At 72.7% G+C, this 16,840-nt stretch carries 15 protein-coding genes; 6 read left to right on the forward strand and 9 right to left on the reverse strand.

Translation table 11 applies throughout. From position 1 onward, the window contains the following. Nucleotides 1-91 precede the first annotated feature (91 nt). From ACFTZC_RS36175 to ACFTZC_RS36185, 3 genes are all read right to left on the reverse strand, one after another. Complete coding sequence (locus tag ACFTZC_RS36175; RefSeq protein ID WP_382897372.1) at nucleotides 92-382, reverse strand: hypothetical protein; 291 nt, start codon at nucleotides 380-382, stop codon at nucleotides 92-94. Nucleotides 383-546: 164 nt separating this feature from the next. After that, nucleotides 547-1,146, reverse strand: a complete 600-nt coding sequence (locus ACFTZC_RS36180; protein WP_382897375.1) for a class I SAM-dependent methyltransferase — start codon at nucleotides 1,144-1,146, stop codon at nucleotides 547-549. A gap of 42 nt (nucleotides 1,147-1,188) precedes the next feature. Next, nucleotides 1,189-1,617: a PPOX class F420-dependent oxidoreductase gene (locus ACFTZC_RS36185; protein ID WP_382897378.1), complete on the reverse strand. Its 429-nt coding sequence runs from the start codon at nucleotides 1,615-1,617 to the stop codon at nucleotides 1,189-1,191. Between the two features lie 158 nt (nucleotides 1,618-1,775). Between ACFTZC_RS36185 and ACFTZC_RS36190 the strand changes: the two genes are divergently transcribed. Both ACFTZC_RS36190 and ACFTZC_RS36195 read left to right on the forward strand, forming a co-directional pair. Continuing rightward, a complete protein-coding gene (locus ACFTZC_RS36190; RefSeq protein WP_329822723.1) occupies nucleotides 1,776-2,189 on the forward strand; it encodes a roadblock/LC7 domain-containing protein in 414 nt (137 codons plus the stop codon). 108 nt (nucleotides 2,190-2,297) lie between these two features. Next, nucleotides 2,298-3,368 (forward strand): DUF6397 family protein, encoded by a 1,071-nt coding sequence (locus ACFTZC_RS36195; RefSeq protein WP_382897381.1) that lies wholly within the window; start codon nucleotides 2,298-2,300, stop codon nucleotides 3,366-3,368. Nucleotides 3,369-3,449: 81 nt separating this feature from the next. Here the strand turns inward: ACFTZC_RS36195 and ACFTZC_RS36200 are convergent, their stop codons facing one another. Then, on the reverse strand, nucleotides 3,450-4,457 hold the full coding sequence (locus ACFTZC_RS36200; RefSeq protein ID WP_382897384.1) for a fibronectin type III domain-containing protein: 1,008 nt from the start codon (nucleotides 4,455-4,457) through the stop codon (nucleotides 3,450-3,452). Between the two features lie 215 nt (nucleotides 4,458-4,672). Next, a complete protein-coding gene (locus ACFTZC_RS36205) occupies nucleotides 4,673-5,419 on the reverse strand; it encodes a carbonic anhydrase (protein WP_382897386.1) in 747 nt (248 codons plus the stop codon). Between the two features lie 192 nt (nucleotides 5,420-5,611). On the opposite strand from ACFTZC_RS36205, the gene ACFTZC_RS36210 reads away from it, so the two are divergent. Next, on the forward strand, nucleotides 5,612-6,172 hold the full coding sequence (locus tag ACFTZC_RS36210; protein WP_365819894.1) for a GNAT family N-acetyltransferase: 561 nt from the start codon (nucleotides 5,612-5,614) through the stop codon (nucleotides 6,170-6,172). Between the two features lie 163 nt (nucleotides 6,173-6,335). Here the strand turns inward: ACFTZC_RS36210 and ACFTZC_RS36215 are convergent, their stop codons facing one another. The 4 genes from ACFTZC_RS36215 to rhaI all read right to left on the reverse strand — a co-directional run bounded on the left by ACFTZC_RS36215 (nucleotide 6,336) and on the right by rhaI (nucleotide 12,801). Beyond that, complete coding sequence (locus ACFTZC_RS36215; protein ID WP_382897448.1) at nucleotides 6,336-7,382, reverse strand: LacI family DNA-binding transcriptional regulator; 1,047 nt, start codon at nucleotides 7,380-7,382, stop codon at nucleotides 6,336-6,338. Between the two features lie 205 nt (nucleotides 7,383-7,587). Continuing rightward, nucleotides 7,588-9,099, reverse strand: a complete 1,512-nt coding sequence (locus tag ACFTZC_RS36220) for a rhamnulokinase family protein (protein WP_382897389.1) — start codon at nucleotides 9,097-9,099, stop codon at nucleotides 7,588-7,590. 325 nt (nucleotides 9,100-9,424) lie between these two features. Continuing rightward, on the reverse strand, nucleotides 9,425-11,476 hold the full coding sequence (locus tag ACFTZC_RS36225) for a bifunctional aldolase/short-chain dehydrogenase (RefSeq protein WP_382897391.1): 2,052 nt from the start codon (nucleotides 11,474-11,476) through the stop codon (nucleotides 9,425-9,427). Nucleotides 11,477-11,631: 155 nt separating this feature from the next. Continuing rightward, a complete protein-coding gene (rhaI, locus tag ACFTZC_RS36230) occupies nucleotides 11,632-12,801 on the reverse strand; it encodes an L-rhamnose isomerase (RefSeq protein WP_382897393.1) in 1,170 nt (389 codons plus the stop codon). A gap of 277 nt (nucleotides 12,802-13,078) precedes the next feature. Here rhaI and ACFTZC_RS36235 point away from each other — a divergent pair, with 277 nt between their 5' ends. From ACFTZC_RS36235 to ACFTZC_RS36245, 3 genes are read left to right on the forward strand one after another with little or no spacing between them, the layout of a single operon-like run. Next, on the forward strand, nucleotides 13,079-14,650 hold the full coding sequence (locus ACFTZC_RS36235; RefSeq protein WP_382897396.1) for a sugar ABC transporter ATP-binding protein: 1,572 nt from the start codon (nucleotides 13,079-13,081) through the stop codon (nucleotides 14,648-14,650). Beyond that, entirely contained in the window at nucleotides 14,647-15,705 is a 1,059-nt protein-coding gene (locus ACFTZC_RS36240; RefSeq protein ID WP_382897399.1) for an ABC transporter permease, read from the forward strand. The genes ACFTZC_RS36235 and ACFTZC_RS36240 overlap by 4 nt, the downstream gene beginning before the upstream one ends. Further along, nucleotides 15,689-16,771 (forward strand): ABC transporter permease, encoded by a 1,083-nt coding sequence (locus tag ACFTZC_RS36245; protein ID WP_382897400.1) that lies wholly within the window; start codon nucleotides 15,689-15,691, stop codon nucleotides 16,769-16,771. Before ACFTZC_RS36240 ends, ACFTZC_RS36245 begins: the two co-directional genes overlap by 17 nt. Nucleotides 16,772-16,840: the final 69 nt, after the last annotated feature.

Genomic DNA, 16,840 nt, shown 5'->3' on the forward strand with positions numbered 1-16,840 from the left:
GTCGAGAGGTGGGAGGACACGGTCCGCAAGCGAGTCTTGCACGGTCCTCAAGCGAGCCTCACGCCGGCCTCACGCCGGCCTTATGCCTGCCTTACGCGGCAGGCAGGCCCAGCAGGCTGCGGGCCACGGCCCGCGGCGACTCGTCCCGCTCGCGGGCCAGCGCGATCACCGCCCGGCAGGCCAGCTCGTTGACGCCGAAGGAGAGCGCCTCGGGCGAGACCCAGCCCGCCGCCTCGTCGATCTGCTGCTGGTCGTCCTCCGCGCAGGCGGAGACATAGGTGGCGGCGGCCTCGAAAAGGTTGTGCTGCCGCGGCCGGGGACGATTCACGGCCGGTGCGGCGGCACCGTCCGACACGAGGATTCTGCGCAGTCTGCTGAACACCGGGTTCACCTTCCCTGCTGCCTGGCACGGTGCGGACCGCACGGCTGAGCGGGCCACCCTTCCAACGTACGGTCGCCCGGGCCTGGGCAGAAGAGGCCCTACGGCTGCCGAGGGGTTCCGGCGCCCGGGCCCGTGTACGCGCGCACGGGGCGGCCCGGGCCCCGTCAGCCGGTGCGTACCGCCAGCGCCAGGAAACGCGTGTCCTCGTCCGTGTACGACTCCATACGCCAGCCGGAACCGGCCAGCAGGGGGCGCAGCCGGTGCTCGGCGCGCAGGTCGTCCTCGGTGATCCGGCGGCCCTGCCGGGCGGCGAGCGCGGCCCGGCCGATGGGGTGGAACAGCGCCAGCCTGCCGCCGGGCCGCACCGCCCGGGCCAGCTCCCGCAGATTCTCCTGCGGCCGGGGCAGATGCGCGATCAGGCCCGCGCCGAACACCGCGTCCAGCGCCCGCGAGCGCACCGGCAGCCGCGCCACGTCGGTGAGCAGGAGCCGTCCGGCGCGGTGCCGCCCGGCCCGTGCGGCCGCCGCCAGCATCTCCGGCGTCAGATCGGCGCCCAGCACCGTGCCGGTCCCGCCCACGGCGTCGCGCAGGGGCGGCAGCGCCCGCCCCGTACCGCACCCGGCGTCCAGCACCGTGTCGCCGGGGCGCAGTCCGAGTGCCGCGACGGCGGCCGCGTAGGCGGGGCCGTCGTCGGGGAAGCGGGTGTCCCACGCAGCCGCCCGAGCGCCGAAGAATTCCCGTACATGTGTGTGGTCATGGGCCATGGCGCCATGATCCCCCAGGGCCGCGCCGCGTGGGCCGGCGGTTCAGTCCGTCAGGCCGGCGTACGCCACGGCCTTCTCGACCCTTACGCGTACCAGCAGTTCGCCCGGTACGCCGTTGCGCCTGCCGAACTCCTCGGCGCGCTCCTCGCCCATGTAACGCGCGGCGATGCGCGTCGCCCAGTGGAGCAGCCGCTCGGGGTCCTCGTCCAGCTCGGCGCGGCCCTGGACCGTCACGAAGCCGAACGGCGGCCGTTCGTCGTCCACACAGAGCGCGAGGCGACCGTCCCGTCGCAGATTGCGGCCCTTCACGGTCTCCTTGCCCGTGTTGAAGACCAGTTCGTCCCCGTCGAGCACGAACCAGACCGGTGCGACGTGCGGGGATCCGTCGGCCCGTACGGTGGACAGCTTGCCGGTGCGTGTGCCTTCGGAGACGAAGGCGTGCCACTCGTCCTTGCTCATGTTTGTCGCCATGGCCATATCTTCCTGCGCGGGGTGACGCGGCGCGATGTGACGCACCGACGCCTTGTTGTCCCGGCTCGTCCCGGCCTCCGCTTGCCCGGAGGCGGCCGGTGCGGAAGGCTACGGGCGGCGGGGGGACATGGGGAACATCTGCACGGGGAGGGACGGCAATGCCACTTGAAAAGGGACTTGACTGGTTGCTGGACGACCTGACCGAACGGGTCGAGCACATCAAGCACGCGCTGGTGCTCTCGAACGACGGTCTGGTGACCGGGGCCAGTACGGGACTGGCGCGCGAGGACGCGGAACACCTCGCCGCGGTCTCCTCGGGGCTGCACAGCCTCGCGCGGGGGTCGGGACGCCACTTCCGGGCGGGCAAGGCGCGGCAGACCATGGTCGAGTTCGACGAGGCGCTGCTCTTCGTCACCGCGGCGGGCGACGGCAGTTGCCTCTGTGTGCTGACCGCGGCCGAGGCGGATGTGGGCCAGGTCGCCTACGAGATGACCCTGCTCGTCAACCGGGTCGGGGAGCACCTGGGCGTCGCGGCGAGACAGCCGGACCACACCACGTTGAGCGGCCTCTGACCAGCTTTTCCGACCGGCTGCCGGAGTTGTCCACAGGCTGGGCGGGAACGGCCCTCGACGCGCTACCGTCGTCACCGAGAGTAGTCATCACTCACGGGGAGGACGACCATGTCCATCAGCGGAACGCGGACCCATGTCCGGACCGGACGCGACGGCGGCGGAGCCGCGGCGGGGACCGGAGGCACGGTCCGGACGGGGACCAGGGGAGGGACCGGATTCCGGGCCGGGGCCGGACTCGGGGGCGGGGTGGGACTCGGGTACGGGGCTGAGGCCGGGTCCGAGGCCGAGGCGGCGGAGACCGGGGCGGGTGCGGTCGGTTTCATCCGGGCCGCGCGGGAACTGGAGCTGAAGCGCGGAGAGTTCGAGCTCGCGACGCAGCTCGGACACATCCGCACCGAGGCCGGGAAGGCCGGCGGCCGGCGGCAGGTCAGGCAGGAGGAGATCGAGCGGCTGCGGGCGCTCGACGGGTTCCCGGACGCGCTGCGCGAGCGGGTACGGACCGTGGGCACGGCCGACGGAGCCGCGTTGCTGTCCGTCAGTCCGGGCCGGTTCACCCGGCTGGCCAAGGCGGGATTCATCGCACCGGTGCACTTCTACCTCAACCGCTACCGCACGGTGGTGTGGCTGTATCTCGCCGATGATCTGCGGTCGTTCGCCTCCTGGGAGCCGTGGCTGCGCACCGGACGGCTGCCGCGAGGACTCTGCGCCGGGGTGGACGAGGGCGACGACCGGCGTCCGCGCAACTGGCGGGGCCGGCGTATCGGCCATCTTCTGCACGAGAGCGAGGACCCCTGGGAGCGGGCGGCCGTCGCGGGGTGCGTGCTCGACGCGGCCCATCTCGCAGAACTGGTGCCTGACGTGTACGAACGCGCCTATCTGAACCGGCTGGCGCCGGTCCTCTTCCGCGCGTTTCCGGAATCCGAGGCGGCACGGTCGACGGTGGGGCGGCTGTTGCTGGCGGATCACCCGGAGGAGATCCGCTGGCACAGCACCAGTCTGGGGACTTTCCTGGAGGAGGCGAGGCGGGTGCGCCCGGCGCCACGGGCCGAGGAGTCCACCACGTGTACGGAAGGGGTCGGTCCGCCGTTCGGCGGTCCGCTCGGCGGCCTGCTGACCCGACTGCGGCTCGGGCGGGACCGGGCGCCCGCGCCCGCGGTCCCCGAGGGGAGCGGTGAGTGAGCGCGGCGAGTGGACGCGGGTGGACGGGGCGGAATCACCCGGACGGGGCGGGGAGTTCGGCCCCGTGGCCACCCGTACGGCTCACGAACGGGTGTGACGGTCCGTGGCGGGCCGGTCGGCCGCGGCCGTGACGACAGCGCGTTCCGGGGAAAAGGCGCCCCAGTTTCCGTCGGGCAGCTTCGCGCGGAGTCTCACCCGGAAGGTCTCGCCCGCCGTCCTGCCCGCGTAGACGCTGTAGGTCGCCCGGCCCCGGGGAGCCTCGGCGCCCCAGACCAGGGTCGTCGCGAACTTCCCGTTCAGATGGATCTGGTACTCGGGCACGTCGCCGCCGGTCCGCGGCGCGACCCAGGACAGGTCGATGTAGTACCCGCCGTCGGCGGCCCGCGTCGTGGCCCGCAGGCCGGTCGGCGCGGTGTCGGGATCGTCCCCCGGGCCGTGCGGCGTGGTGATCTCGACGGTGCGGCTGGCGGGCGAGGTGTTGTCCGCCGCGTCCCGGGCGACCACGGTGAAGCGGTAGTGGGTGCCCGGCCGCAGCCGGGTGATCCTCGCCGAGGTCGCGTCGGCGCCGACGCTGTGGATCCTGGAGCCGCCCTGGTGGATGTCGTACGAGACGACGCCCTGCCCGTCCGGGGCCGGGTCCCAGGCGATCCGGGCCGCGCGGGCGCCGTCGCTCCCGCCCCGCACCCCGTCGGGGCGGGCGGGCGGATCCCGGTCCTCGGCGACGGCCGCGGGCGTGTCGACGGACACGGTCGCGCTGTGCGGCGAGACGGTGCCGTCGGCGCCCCTGGCGCGGACGGTGAAGGTGTGGCGGCTCGACGGGGCGAGCCCGGTGACATCGGTCATGTTCGTGCCAGCGGGCACGTCCTTGACCTTCGTGCCGCCCCGGTAGACGTCGTACCCGGTGACGTCGTTCCCCGAAGGGGCCGGACGCCACATGACATGGGCGGACGTGGCGCTGCCGGCCTGGACGGTGACGCCGGCGGGGGCCGCGGGCGCCGTCGCCCGTTCGTCGTCCGCGCCGCACGCGGTCGTCGCGAGGAGGGCCGTGGTCACGAGGCCGAGCGTGGCGACGGCGCGGAACCTGGTCATGGCCGTGTCCTTCACCCCGGGGGTAATGGTCTAGACATATATGGCACAGGTGTCGGGTTCACATCAAGAGGGAGGTGCGTATGAAGAGAGCCGAAGGCCGGGAGAAGTCGCAGAAGAGGGCACGCGAAAGGCGTGCGGGAGAAAGGAGTTCCGGGCGCCGCCCTTCCCCGGCGGGGGCGGGGCGGGCGGCGGATGCCGGTTCCGCGCGGGCCGGATCAGCCGGTGCGGCGGACGAGCTGGGTGTTCAGTTCGTACCGGGCGCCGATGACGGCCAGCTTGCCCTCGGCGACCTTGGCCGCGAGGTCGGGCTCGGCGGCGAGACGGGCGCGGACCATCTCCACGTTCGAGGTCACGGTGGCATCCACGCGCGCGGTGCCGTGCTGCGTGTGGTCGATCGCGGGGCGGATCTGGTCGGCCAGGTACTGGATGTGGGCAGGGAGTTCCTCGCCCGTCTCCTCCGCCTCGACCGCCGCGGCGACGGCGCCGCAGGACTGGTGCCCGAGGACCAGGACCAGCGGGATGCCCAGTTCGAGCACGCCGTAGCTGATGCTGCCGAGAACGGCCTCGTCCAGCACCTCGCCGGCCGAGCGTACGGTCATCAGGTCGCCGAGGCCCTGGTCGAAGACCAGCTCGGGCGGGACCCGGGAGTCTATGCACCCGAGGATGAGGGCGAAGGGGTGCTGGCCCGACACGAGTTCGGTGCGCACGGCTTGCGTCTCGTCCGGGTGCTGCTGCCGGAAGGACCGCCAGCGCCGGTTCCCCGCGGCGAGTTCGGCCAGCGCCTCGTCGGCGGTGGTGGGTCGTGGGCGCGTGGGGCGGGCGGCCGGCGCGCCGACGGCGGAGGGTGCGGTGAGGGCCACACCCGCGGTGGCGGCGCTCCCCGCGAGAGCCGCGCGCAGCACGGTACGGCGTGGTGTGTGGGAAGTGGTCGACGGTCTCTGGAGGTGCTTGGTCAATATCACCGGCGGAGACTAACCGTGACAGCCTTGGCCATTGCTTTTCACGGGGGCATTGTTGACGCATTCTTGAACCAAGCATGCGGTGTACGCAGGGGATTGGGCGTGGCGACCCTGCGCGTTCACCGTCCGGTCGGGTGGCCGCGGAGCGCTCCGGCGGCGGGCTGTGGTTCCATGGTCCGGGTGAACCGACAGACTATGCCAGCGGCCGATGACATCCCGATGTGTGATGTCCGGCGACGCGACGTGGGTGACCTCGACGAATGCGTGAGTGTGCTCGCCGAGGTGCACAAGGTCGACGGCTACCCGGTGAACTGGCCCGCGCTGCCCGCCGATTGGCTGGCGCCACCCGAGCAACTCGCCGCCTGGGTGGCCGAACTCGACGGTCGGATCGTCGGCCATCTCGCGCTCTCCCCGCCGGTCGAGGGCGACGCGGCGCCCGTGCTGTGGGGCGAACGCACCGGCGCGTCCCTCGGCGAAGTCGCCGTGGTGACCCGTCTGTTCGTCTCCCCGGACGCCCGCGGCCACGGCATCGGAGCACTCCTGATGTCGCAGGCGTTACGGGAAGCCGGCGCGCGCGGACTGCACCCCGTCCTGGACGTCGTGGCCGCCGACACGGGCTCGGTGGCCTTCTACGAACACCTGGGCTGGACCCTGTTGGACATCGCCGAGCAGCGCTGGAGCCAGGAGCAGACGGTCACCGTCCACTGCTACGCGGCCCCGGTCAGGTCCACGCGTCCGGCGTCGCGTCACCCTTGACCCGCGCGTGCGGACGCCTGCCGTGCCACCGCCTGTCGGTACGCGTGGAGCACCGGCACGGACGGCGCCCCGGTGCGTGAGCACGGCCCTGCTCCGGGGCGGCGTCCGGGAGGAACGAGCCGCCGATCCCCCCTCGCGGGCCGGCGGCCTCCCGCGACCGCGGCTACTCCCCGCCGCCCGGCTGCTTCCCGTTCTCCAGGCGGCGGGTGGAGCTGCGTACCACCAGTTCGGGCTGGAGCACGACCGAGCGGTGCGTATGGTGCTGCGCGTCCGGCCCCGTCTCGTCCATCAGCATCTCCGCCGCCGCCCGCCCCATCGCGTCCGCGGGCTGCCGTACCGACGTCAGCGGGACGACCGCCGCCGCGGCGAACTCGATGTCGTCATAGCCGACGATCGACACGTCGCCGGGGACGTCCACCCCGGCCCCGTACATGGCCTGGAGGACGCCCAGCGCGAGCAGGTCGTTGGCGCAGAACACGGCCGTCGGGCGCTCGGCGAGCCCCAGCAGCCGCGCCCCCGCGTCGATGCCCGAGGCGACGTCCAGCCGCGCCGACTCCACATGGCGCAGCGCCTCTTCCGGCAGCCCGGCCTCACGCAGGGCCGCCAGGGCGCCGGTTCGCCGGTCCCGGCACTGGGGGAGTGACATGGGGCCGCTGATGTACGTCACGGACCGGTGGCCGGCGGCCAGCAGATGCCCCACGGCGAGCGCGCCGCCCGCCACGTCGTCCACCGAGACGGAACACCCCTCGGAGGCGGGTACCGCCCGGTCGACATGGACGAACGGAATGTCCCGGCGCGCGAACTCCCGTACGTTGTGGCCCGTCGCGTCCGCCGGGGTGAGCAGCACCCCGCGCACCCGCTGCTCGGCGAAGAGCGACAGGTACTCCGCCTCCTCGGCCGTGCTGCCCGCGCTGTTGCAGAGCATCACCCCGAGGCCGGTCTCGCGTGCCGCGCGCTCGGCGCCCTTGGCGATGGCCACGAAGAACGGGTTCGCCATGTCGAGCACGAGGATCGCCAGGATCCGGCTGGTCCCCACCCGGAGCTGCCGGGCCGTCTCGCTGCGGACGAAGCCGAGCTGGTCTATGACCGCCCGCACCCGCACACGGGTGGGTTCGGACACCTTTTCGGGACGGTTGAGCACATTCGAGACGGTGCCGACCGAGACACCGGCCAGCCGGGCCACGTCCTTGATGCCGACCGTCTGCGCCACGCGTCCTGCCCGTTCTGTCACATCTCGTTGGTACCCCTGACCGGGTGAACCATCATATCGGGGGACAGGAGCCCGGCTACGTGCCGCGTACACCCGAATCGCCCAACGCGCCGCTCCGTGGCGGCGCGATCCGTGAAGCCGGAAGGCCGGAGGTCCGTGCAGCCGGAGCAGACCGCGAGCCCGTGACGTGCGTGGGGCCTCGACGTCAGCGCCGTGCCCCCGCGTCCGTGATCAGCGCGGCGGCCCGGTCCCACGCCGCCCGGCCGGCCCGGTCGGCGGACGGTTCGTAACGGCGCGGCTCCAGCGTCGCGCGCAGCAGCGCGCGCAGATCGGGGAGACCGCCGTCGACGGCGCCCGCCGCGCGCGCCTGGACCAGTACGTTGCCGAGCGCGGCGGCCTCCGCGGGGCCCGCGACGACGGGCAGCCCGCAGGCGTCCGCGGTGAGCCGGCACAGCAGTGTGTTGTGTGCCCCGCCGCCCACGATGTGCACCGTGTCCACGGAGCGGCCGGACAGCCGCTGCGCGTCCTCGATCGCGCGCCGGTGTGCCAGCGCCAGCGAGTCCAGCACACACCGGGCCGTCCCGGCGGGGCCCTCGGGCTCCGGTACGCCGATGCGGCGGCAGGCGTCCGCGATCCGCCGGGGCATCTCCCCGGGCGCCAGGAACGCCGGGTCGTCCGCGTCGACGAACGACCGCAGCCCCGGCACCTCGGCCGCCTCGGACAGCAGCCGGTCCAGCCGCTGGGGGGTGCCCTCGGCCTCCCACGCGCGCAGACACTCCTGGAGCAGCCAGAGCCCCATGATGTTGCGCAGATAACGGACGGTGCCGTCCACGCCCAGCTCATTGGTGAAGTTGGCCCGTCGGCTCTCCTCCGTCAGCACGGGGGCGTCCAGCTCCAGACCGGCCAGCGACCAGGTGCCGGTGGCGACGTACGCGAACCGGTCGCCGGAGGCGGGCACCGCCGCGACGGCCGACGCCGTGTCGTGCGAGCCGACGGCCGTCACCGGCACCGGACCGCTCAGCCCGGTCTCGGCCAGCACCTCGGGCAGCAGCGTCCCGGCCGGCGTGCCCGGCGTCCGCAGGGCGGGGAACAGGGCGAGGTCGATCCCGAGCGGCTCGGCGACGGACCGGGCCCAGTCCCGTGTCCGGGGATCGATGAGCTGTGTCGTGGAGGCGTTGGTCAGCTCCGTACCGGCCTCGCCGGTGAGCCAGTAGGCGATGAGGTCGGGGATGAGCAGCAGCCGTTCCGCGGCGGCCAGCGCCGTACTGCCCCGCGCCGCGGTGAGCTGGTACAGGGTGTTGAACGGCAGGTACTGCAGGCCCGTCGCCCCGTACAGCTCGGCGGGCGGCAGCACCGCGGCGACCTTCCCGGCCTCGCCCTCGGTACGGGAGTCCCGGTAGTGCACGGGGTTGCCGAGCAGCGTGCCGGACGCGTCGAGCAGCCCGTAGTCGACGGCCCAGGTGTCGATGCCGACGCTCGCGGGCGCCCGCCCCGCCGCCGTCCCCGCGGCCCTGAGGCCGTCCAGCACTCCGGCGTACAGGGACAGGATGTCCCAGTGCAGGGTGCCGGAGGTCCGCACCGGACGGTTGGGAAACCGGTGGACCTCCTCAAGACGCAGGGCGCCGGCGCCCCGGCCGGAGACATGGCCGACCATGACACGGCCACTGGAGGCACCGAGGTCGACGGCGGCGAAGGGAAGCGGTTCGGTGGGTGACACGGCGGACCTCAGGAATGACACGGCCGGCCCCGGCGAACGAAGACGAAGGAGACCGGCGAGCGGAAGGACATGACGGAACGGCGGGAGCGGGCGGACGGAGGACGGGCCAGCGGGGGAGCGGGGGAGTGGGCGGCCGGAGGACGGGGAGAACGGGCGAGCGGGGAAGCGGGAGAACGGGGTCGGGAGCGGGAAGCGCGCACCGCCGAGCGGGAAGCGCGGGCCCGGGGCTGCCGTCAGGGACAGGCCCCGGGCCCGCGTGGTTTCCGGACGCCCCTACCGGCATGCTCTGCCGTGGGGGGCGAACAGGGAACCCCGTCCACACGCCCTACCGCAGGAACGCCGCCGCGACACCCGCGTCCACCGGGATGTGCAGACCGGTGGTGTGGCTCAGTTCGCCGCCCGTCAGGACGAAGACCGCCGCCGCCACATGGTCCGGCAGCACCTCCCGCTTGAGGATGGTCCGCTGCGCGTAGAACTCGCCCAGCTTCTCCTCCTCCACCCCGTACACGGCCGCGCGCTCCGCGCCCCAGCCGCCCGCGAAGATCCCGGAGCCGCGGACCACCCCGTCCGGATTGACCCCGTTGACCCGGATCCCGGCCCCGCCCAGTTCGGCGGCGAGCAGCCGGACCTGGTGGGCCTGGTCGGCCTTGGTCGCCGAGTACGCGATGTTGTTCGGGCCCGCGAACACCGCGTTCTTCGACGCGATGTAGACGATGTCCCCGCCGAACCCCTGGTCGGTCATGACCCGGGCCGCCTCCCGCGAGACGAGGAACGAGCCGCGGGCCATGATGTCGTGCTGGAGGTCCCAGTCCCTGGCCGTCGTCTCCAGCAGCGGCTTGGAGATCGAGATGCCCGCGTTGTTGACGACCAGGTCCACCCCGCCGAAGGCGAGCGCCGCCGCGTCGAACGCCGCCCGGATCTGCTCCTCGTCCGTCACGTCGACGGTCACCGCGACGGCCCGGTCCGTGCCGCCGAGTTCCTCCGCGACACTGGCCGCGCCCTCGGCGTTGAGATCCGCGACCACGACACACGCGCCCTCGGCGGCCAGCCGGTGCGCGACGGCCCGGCCGATCCCCGAGCCCGCCCCCGTCACCAGCGCGACCCGGGTGGCCAGTGCCTTCGGGGCCGGCATCCGGCGCAGCTTGGCCTCCTCCAGCTCCCAGTACTCGATACGGAACTTCTCGGACTCCTCGATGGGCGCGTACGTGGAGACGGCCTCGGCGCCGCGCATCACGTTGACGGCGTTCACGTAGAACTCACCGGCGACCCGGGCGGTCTGCTTGTCCTTGCCGAACGAGAACATCCCGACGCCGGGCACCAGCACGATCGCCGGATCGGCGCCGCGCATCGCCGGCGAGTCCGGCGTGGCGTGCCGCTCGTAGTACGCCCGGTACTCCGCCCGGTACGCGGTGTGCAGCGCGGCCAGCCGCTCCCGTACCTTCTCCAGCGGCGCCCCGGCGGGCAGGTCGAGGACCAGTGGGCGGACCTTGGTGCGCAGGAAGTGGTCCGGGCAGGAGGTGCCCAGCGCGGCCAGCCGCGGATGCTCCTCGCGCGCCAGGAAGTCGAGGACCGGCTCCGTGTCCGTGAAGTGGCCGACCTGGGGCCGGTCGGTGGAGGCGAGCCCTCGGATCAGCGGGGCGAGAGCGGCCGCCTTCGCGCGCCGCTCGGCCTCGGGCAGCGGCTCGTACCCCTCCCGTACGGGGCCGAACGGCTCGGGCGCGCCACGCTCCGCCAGGAACGTCTCGGCGGTCCGGATGATGTGCAGCGAATTGCGTTCGCACTCCTCGGAGCTGTCGCCCCACGCGGTGATGCCGTGCCCGCCGAGCACACAGCCGATCGCCGCCGGGTTGGCCTTCTTGACCGCGGCGATGTCCAGGCCGAGCTGGAAGCCGGGACGCCGCCACGGCACCCAGACCACGGTGTCGCCGAAACACTCCGCCGTCAGCTTCTCGCCGTCGGCCGCGCAGGCCAGCGCGATCCCCGAGTCGGGGTGCAGGTGGTCCACATGGGCCGCGTCCACCAGCCCGTGCATCGCGGTGTCGATGGAGGGCGCCGCCCCGCCCTTGCCGTGCAGACAGTAGTCGAACGCGGCGACCATCTCGTCCTCGCGCTCCACCCCCGGATAGACCCCGGTCAGCGCGCGCAGCCGGTCCACACGCAGCGCGGCGAGACCACCGGCGGTGAGGGTGCCGAGGTCTCCGCCCGACCCCTTGACCCACATCAGCTCGACGGCGTCGCCGGTCACGGGATCGGTGGTGGATCCCTTGGCGGAGGTGTTGCCGCCGGCGTAGTTGGTGTTGCGCGGATCGGCGCCGAGCCGGTGCGAACGCTCCAGCAGTTCGGCTGCCGCCGGGTGGATGCGGGGCTGGTCGGTCATCATGTCCCTCTGTGATGTGCGGACTTCGGGGGAGAAGCGGGAGAAGCGGGAGAAGCGGAGAAGGAGAGAACGGGAAGGGCGGAGAAGGCGCGGACGAGCGCAGGGCAGGCGGACGGAGCTGCTCCGCGGAGTACGGCGCCGCTCCGCCGCCCGCCTCAGGCGCCCCAGCCCGCCTGGGTGCCGCCGACCCGCTCGGCGATGATCTTCTTGCCGTAGCCGGAGGCGTGGTACGCGGCCACGGGGTCGGCGTCCGCGCCCAGTTCGGCGCGTGCCTCGGCCACCAGCGGGCGTACGTCCGTGTTGAAGGCGTCCATGAGCGCCGCGTTGGCCGCCAGCACATCGCCCGAGCGCTGGGCCGCGTCCAGCGCGTCCGCGTCCACCAGCAGCGCCTTGGCCGTGGCCTCCTGGACGTTCATCACCGAGCGGATGATCGCGGGGATCTTCTCCTCGATGTTGTGGCACTGGTCCAGCATGAACGCGGTGTCCGCCGTGTACCCGCCGCCCCTGATCACCTCGTACATGATCCGGAAGAGCTGGAAGGGGTCCGCGGCACCGGCCATCAGGTCGTCGTCCGCGTAGAAGCGGGAGTTGAAGTCGAAGCCGCCGAGCTTCTTCTCACGCAGCAGCAGCGCCACGATGAACTCGATGTTGGTGCCCGGCGCGTGGTGCCCGGTGTCCACCACGACCTGGGCCTTCTCACCCAGCTTGAGGCAGTGCGCGTACGCGGTGCCCCAGTCCGGTACGTCCGTGGCGTAGAAGGCGGGCTCGAACAGCTTGTACTCCAGCAGCATCCGCTGGCCCTCGCCGAGCCGCTCGTACACCGCGGACAGCGCCTCGGCGAGCCGCCCCTGCCGGGCGGAGATGTCGTCCTGGCCGGGGTAGTTGATGCCGTCGGAGAACCACAGCTTCAGATCGCGCGATCCGGTGGCGTCCATGACGTCCACGCACTCCAGCAGATGCCCCAGCGCCTTGCGGCGCACGGCGGCGTCGGGATGGGTGACCGAGCCGAGCTTGTAGTCGTCGTCCTGGAACACGTTCGAGTTGATCGCCCCGATACGCAGCCCCAGTTCGCGCGCGTGGGCGGCGAGCGCCCCGTAGTCGTCCACGCGGTCCCAGGGGATGTGCAGCGCCACCGACGGCGCGACCCCCGTGTGGGCGTGCACCCGCGCGGCGTCCGCGAGCTTCTCCCGCGGCGTGCGCGGCACACCCTGCTGCGTGAAGACCTTGAACCGTGTGCCGGAGTTCCCGAACGCCCACGACGGCGTCTCGACTGCCTGCGACTTCAGCGCCGCCTTCACTGCGGACACGGCGGATCGACCCGTCATCTCTCAGCGCTCCCGTGGTGCGGACTCGCGTGGCGAGTCAGTGTCACGATCCTTTGTGAATCGTTTCATCGCGGTGAAGCTATGGGAGTCCCCGACTGGTGTCAACCCTCCGCGCGTCACCTTTGAACGCTTTGGAGCATGCCCCCTTCGGCCCGTCCCCAAAATGTCGAGCACACCCCATTGACTGTGCGGACCAACGCCGTTTAGCTTCCGTGCAACCTCATTGAAACCTTTCAGGACGGGTGGCACAACGCGTCCCCCTCGCTGAGGAGTCCCTATGAACGAGCCCGTCACGGACCCCGATACGGATCCCGTACCGGCCCCGGCCCCGGATGCCGCACCGGACCCCGCTCCCGTCCTGGCCCTGAGGGGCGTGAGCAAGTCCTTCGGTGCCGTACGCGCCCTGCGGGACGTCTCCCTGCACCTCCTGCCCGGGGAGGCGCACGCCCTCGCCGGGGAGAACGGCGCCGGCAAGTCCACGCTGATCAAGACGCTCGCCGGGGTGCACAGGCCGGATGCCGGCGAGATCCTCCTCGACGGCGCGCCCGTCGTCTTCCACGGCCCCGCCGACGCCAGGGACGCGGGCATCGCCGTCATCTACCAGGAGCCCACGCTCTTCCCCGACCTGTCGATCGCCGAGAACATCTTCATGGGCCGCCAGCCGCGCCGGAGCCTCGGCCGGATCGACCACCGGGCCGTACGGGAGACCACCGCCGCCCTGATGAAGCGGCTCGGTGTGGAACTCGACCCCGACCGGCCCGCCCGCGGGCTCTCCATCGCCGACCAGCAGATCGTCGAGATAGCCAAGGCGCTCTCCTTCGACGCACGGGTCCTGATCATGGACGAGCCGACCGCGGCGCTGACCGGCGGCGAGACCGCCCGGCTCTTCTCCGTCGTACGGACCCTGCGCGCGGAGGGCGCCGCCGTCCTGTTCATCTCGCACCGCCTGGAGGAGATCTTCGCCCTCTGCCAGCGCGTCACGGTCCTGCGCGACGGCCGCTGGATCTCCTCGCGTCCGCTGGCCGGGCTCACCGAGGACGACCTCGTCCGCTCCATGGTCGGCCGTGAGCTGGGGGAGCTCTACCCCAAGCAGCGGGCGGCCGTCGGCGGGACCGCGCTGTCGGTACGGAGACTGACCCGGGAGGGCGTCTTCCGGGACATCTCCTTCGAGGTGCGGCGGGGCGAGATCGTCGCCCTGGCCGGGCTGGTGGGCGCGGGCCGCAGCGAGGTGGCCCAGGCCGTCTTCGGAGTGGACCGGGCCGACGCGGGCGAGGTCGAGGTCGCCGGGCGGACGCTGCCCGCCGGATCGCCGACCGCCGCCATGGCCGCCGGGCTCGCCCTGGTCCCCGAGGACCGCCGGCTGAACGGCCTCGTGATGGACCTGTCCATCGAGCGGAACATCGGCCTCACGGGGCTCGACCGGCTCGGCCGCGGCGGCCTGGTCCGCCGGGTCCTGGAGCACGGCCGGGCCGCGGACTGGGCCGTACGCCTCCAGCTCAAGTACAACCGACTCGCCGACCCCGTCGGGGTGCTCTCCGGCGGCAACCAGCAGAAGGTCGTCCTCGCCAAATGGCTGGCGACCGAACCCGCCGTGCTCATCGTGGACGAACCCACCCGGGGCATCGACGTCGGCACCAAGGCGGAGGTGCACCGGCTGCTCTCCGCCCTCGCCGCCGACGGACTCGCCGTCCTGATGATCTCCTCCGACCTGCCCGAGGTGCTGGGCATGGCCGACCGGGTGCTCGTCATGCACGAGGGGCGGCTCACCGCGGAGATACCCAGGGCCGAGGCGAACGAGGAGACGGTGATGGCGGCGGCGACCGGCCTGAACGAGAAGGCGGCGGCATGACCATCCTGACGGACCGGCCCTCCAAGGACACCAGGGACACCGGGGACGCTGCCTCCGCCCGCTCCCTCGTGGACACCGTGTTCCGGGCCAGGGAGATCAGCATCGCCGGGGCGCTGGTCCTGCTCATCCTCGGCACCTGGATCTCCAACCCGCGCTTCCTCGACGACCAGGGCGTCAAGGACCTCCTGCTCAACGCCTCCATCCTGGTCCTGCTTGCCGTCGGCCAGTCCGTCGTCGTCGTGACCCGCAACATCGACCTGTCGGTCGGCTCGGTCGTCGGGCTCTCCGCCTTCGCCTGCGGCAAGTTCGTCGCCGGCACCGACCACGGCGTCCTCACCGTCCTGCTGCTGGGCATCGCCCTCGGCGTGGCCTGCGGACTGGTCAGCGGAGCCCTCGTCAGCTTCGGCCGGGTCCCCGCGCTCGTGGTCACCCTGGGCATGCTCTACATCATCCAGGGGCTCGACTACTGGTGGGCGCAGGGCGACCAGATCAGCGCGAACGACGTCCCCGACCCGGTCCTCGGCCTGGGCAGCGGCAGTGTCCTCGGCGTCCCCTACCTCCCGCTGATCGCCGTCGCCGTGCTCGCCGGCACCGCGTACTACCTGCGCGGCTACCGCTCGGGACGCGAGCTGTACGCGATCGGCTCCAACCCCGAGGCCGCCCGGCTCGCCGGGGTCCCGATCCGCCGCCGGATCCTCGGCGCGTACGCCTTCTCCGGTGCCGTCGCCGGGTTCGCCGGCGCCCTGTGGCTCGCCCGCTTCGGCACCGTCGTCGCGGACAACGCCCACGGCTGGGAACTCACCGTCGTCAGCGCCGTCGTCGTCGGCGGCGTCGCCATCACCGGCGGCACCGGCACGGTCTGGGGCGCCGCGCTCGGCGCGCTGCTCCTCACCACCATCGGCAGCGCGCTGATCGTCCTGAAGGTCGACGCGTTCTGGCAGGGCGCCATCACCGGCGCGCTGCTCCTCGCGGCCATCAGCGTCGACCGGATCGTCTCCCTGCGCATGACCGCAGCACTGAGGAAGAGGAGCGCCCGACATGGGAATGGCGCCTGACACACGGACAGCGCCGCGGCCCCCGGCGAAGACGCCGGAGCGGCGCCCCCCGACCGCGGCGGAGCGGGTCCGCGCCGTGGGACTGCGCTGGGACACGGCGGTCGGCGCCCTGCTGGTCGCGGTCTTCGTCGTCGGCCTCGGCACCACCGACGGGTTCGCCTCCGGCGAGAACCTGGCCTTCGCCTTCAACGACATCGCCGAGGTCGCCCTCATCGCGCTGCCCATGACCCTGCTGGTGGTGGCCGGGCAGGTCGACCTCTCCGTCGCCTCCATGCTCGGCCTCGGCAGCGCGCTGACCGGCGCCCTGTGGAACGCGGGCTGGGCCTTCGAGACGATCGTCCCCGTGGTGCTGCTCGTCGGAATCGCCGGCGGGCTCCTCAACGGCTGGCTCGTCACCCGCGTGGGGCTGCCCTCGCTCGCCGTCACCATCGGCACGCTCGCCCTCTACCGCGGCCTCGCCTCGGTCGCGCTGGGCAGCGACGCCGTCACCGACTTCCCCCGGGTGTACGCCGACTGGGCCGTGGACACCACCACGGTCCCCGGCACCTTCCTCACCTATCCCGTGGTGCTCTTCATCGCGGCGGCCGTGGTCACCGCCGTGGTCCTGCACGCCACCACCTTCGGCCGGTCACTGTTCGCGATCGGGGCCCAGGAGGAGGCCGCCTACTTCGCCGGCATCCGGGTCAAGCGCTTCAAACTGATCCTCTTCGTGCTCACCGGCGCGGTCTCCGCCTTCGCCGGTGTCGTCTTCACCCTGCGGTACGGCAGCGCCCGCGCCGACAACGGTCTCGGCTTCGAGATGCTCGTCATCGCCTCCGTACTGCTGGGCGGCGTCGACTTCGACGGCGGCAAGGGCACGCTCTTCGGCGCGGTCGCCGGAGTGCTGCTCATCGGGGTCCTGAAGAACCTGCTCACGCTGAACGACGTGCCCAACGAGGTGCAGGTCATCGTGACCGGGCTGCTGCTCGTCGCCTCCGTACTCACCCCCCGGGTCATCGCCGCCGCCGCGGAACGCAGACACCGGCGCGCCCTCGGCGCCCCCGGCACCACCGCCCCCGAGTCCTGAGCCCCGGTCCGCCCGCCTCTGCCCGCCCGTCCCTGCCGGGCGCCCCGAGCCCCCTGCCCGCCCGACTCC

It is taken from the genome of Streptomyces sp. NPDC056987 (assembly GCF_042673865.1).
In the GTDB taxonomy this organism is placed as follows: domain Bacteria; phylum Actinomycetota; class Actinomycetes; order Streptomycetales; family Streptomycetaceae; genus Streptomyces.

Excerpts from the sequence above, each read along its gene's own strand:
- ACFTZC_RS36190 (WP_329822723.1), top strand. The coding sequence starts at position 1,776 with ATGCCACTTGAAAAGGGACTTGACTGGTTGCTGGACGACCTGACCGAA.
- rhaI (WP_382897393.1), bottom strand. The coding sequence starts at position 12,801 with ATGACGGGTCGATCCGCCGTGTCCGCAGTGAAGGCGGCGCTGAAGTCG.
- ACFTZC_RS36180 (WP_382897375.1), bottom strand. The coding sequence starts at position 1,146 with ATGGCCCATGACCACACACATGTACGGGAATTCTTCGGCGCTCGGGCG.
- ACFTZC_RS36195 (WP_382897381.1), top strand. The coding sequence starts at position 2,298 with ATGTCCATCAGCGGAACGCGGACCCATGTCCGGACCGGACGCGACGGC.
- ACFTZC_RS36245 (WP_382897400.1), top strand. The coding sequence starts at position 15,689 with ATGGGAATGGCGCCTGACACACGGACAGCGCCGCGGCCCCCGGCGAAG.
- ACFTZC_RS36240 (WP_382897399.1), top strand. The coding sequence starts at position 14,647 with ATGACCATCCTGACGGACCGGCCCTCCAAGGACACCAGGGACACCGGG.
- ACFTZC_RS36200 (WP_382897384.1), bottom strand. The coding sequence starts at position 4,457 with ATGACCAGGTTCCGCGCCGTCGCCACGCTCGGCCTCGTGACCACGGCC.
- ACFTZC_RS36235 (WP_382897396.1), top strand. The coding sequence starts at position 13,079 with ATGAACGAGCCCGTCACGGACCCCGATACGGATCCCGTACCGGCCCCG.
- ACFTZC_RS36225 (WP_382897391.1), bottom strand. The coding sequence starts at position 11,476 with ATGACCGACCAGCCCCGCATCCACCCGGCGGCAGCCGAACTGCTGGAG.
- ACFTZC_RS36185 (WP_382897378.1), bottom strand. The coding sequence starts at position 1,617 with ATGGCGACAAACATGAGCAAGGACGAGTGGCACGCCTTCGTCTCCGAA.
- ACFTZC_RS36210 (WP_365819894.1), top strand. The coding sequence starts at position 5,612 with ATGCCAGCGGCCGATGACATCCCGATGTGTGATGTCCGGCGACGCGAC.